The 1,645-nt window shown below is 71.4% G+C and carries 2 protein-coding genes; both read left to right on the forward strand.

The annotated features are described in order from the left end of the window. On the forward strand, nt 1-1,152 hold a 1,152-nt coding region (locus ACXJKG_RS21020), incomplete at its 5' end, for an alpha-L-rhamnosidase-related protein (RefSeq protein WP_456847657.1). 234 nt (nt 1,153-1,386) lie between these two features. Further along, on the forward strand, nt 1,387-1,645 hold a 259-nt coding region (locus ACXJKG_RS21025; RefSeq protein WP_456847658.1), incomplete at its 3' end, for a hypothetical protein.

The raw sequence follows: 1,645 nt of genomic DNA on the forward strand, positions 1-1,645 counted from the left end.
CTCTACGACTGCGCCGGGCTGCTCTCGTCGTGGCTGCGCGACCTGGCGCTCGAGCAGCTCCCCGACGGGACCGTGCCGTGGTTCGTCCCGACGATCTACGGAAATCCGATGTGGTCGCCAGCGCGCCCGGGCGCGGCCTGGGGCGATGCCGCGGTGATCGTGCCCTGGACGCTGTACGAGCGCTACGGGGACCTCGACGTGCTCGCCCGACAGTTCGACTCGGCCCGCGCATGGGTCGAGTGCGTGGAGCGGTTGGCCGGTCCGAGCCGACTGTGGGACTCGGGCTTCCAGCTGGGCGACTGGCTCGATCCCGCCGCACCACCGGACGACCCCGCCGACGCTCGGACCGATCGTCACCTCGTGGCGACGGCCTACTTCGCCCGCTCGGCGCACCTGCTGGCCCGCATGGCCGGGGTGCTGGGACGCACCGAGGACGCGGATCGGTTCGCCACCCTCGCGGCCGAGATCCGCGACGCCTTCGTGGGCCGCTACGTGCTCCCGGCCGGGCGGCTGTCCAGCGACGCCCCGACGGCGTACGCGCTCGCGCTCGCCTTCGACCTCCTTCCCGTCGACCTGCGCGCCGCCGCGGCGGACCGTCTCGCGGGGCTCGTCGAGGCCGAGGGCGATGTCGTCGCGACGGGCTTCGTCGGGACACCGATCATCCTGGACGCGTTGTCGAGCACCGGTCACCTGGACCGCGCGTACGCCCTGCTGATGCAGACGGCGTGCCCGTCGTGGCTCTACATGGTCGGTCAGGGCGCGACGACGATCTGGGAACGGTGGGACTCGATCCTGCCGGACGGGACCGTCAATCCCGGCGACATGACGTCGTTCAACCACTACGCACTCGGTGCCGTGGCCGACTGGCTGCACGGCACCGTCGCGGGGCTACGGCAGGCCTCACCCGCCGGCGATGCCTTCGAGGTCGCACCGCGTCCCGGGGGAGGCCTGACCTGGGCGCAGGCCTGGCTCGACACGACGGCTGGCCGCGCCGAGGTGTACTGGCGCGCCGACGGGGACGACGTGGCGATCACGGTGAGCGTCCCGCCGGGTGCGCGCGCCCGCGTCGACCTCGGCTCCGACGGCGTCGTGGAGCTCCTTGCGGGCACGCACGACCTGATGGTCGACAAGGGGCGGCTCACAGCGCGGTGAGTCGTCGACCTAGCGCCTCCCTCTCTCTCGGGATGGAGCGTTTCACCATGCCTCGCCGGCCGCCGATCGCTCGTCGTCCCATCGCGGATATCCGCAGGTCGGTGGATCGCAGGGGTTGACGCTTTCGGGGCGATCTGAGTAGTTTCGAACACACATATTGAAACGCTTCAACCACCCAGGCTGGGGCGCCCTGCGCGCGAAGTAGCCGCGTCCGTCTCTCAATGAGGAGAACCGATGCACGTCTCGCTGTCCCGAATCCGACGACCTCGTTCCCGCCGCCCGATCGCGCTCGCGTCGTCGCTCGCGGTGCTCGTACCGCTCGCGATCGGCGTCCCGCTCGCGGCATCAGCCCAGGCGGGCCCCGGCAACCCTGCCTGCCCCTGGATGAACACCGGCAAGTCGCCCGACCAGCGGGCCACCCTGCTCCTGCAGGCCAGCACGCTCGACCAGAAGCTGCGGTGGCTGGACGAGCAGGCCGCCAACAACCCCACGC

Source organism: Cellulomonas sp. P5_C6, from assembly GCF_054049635.1.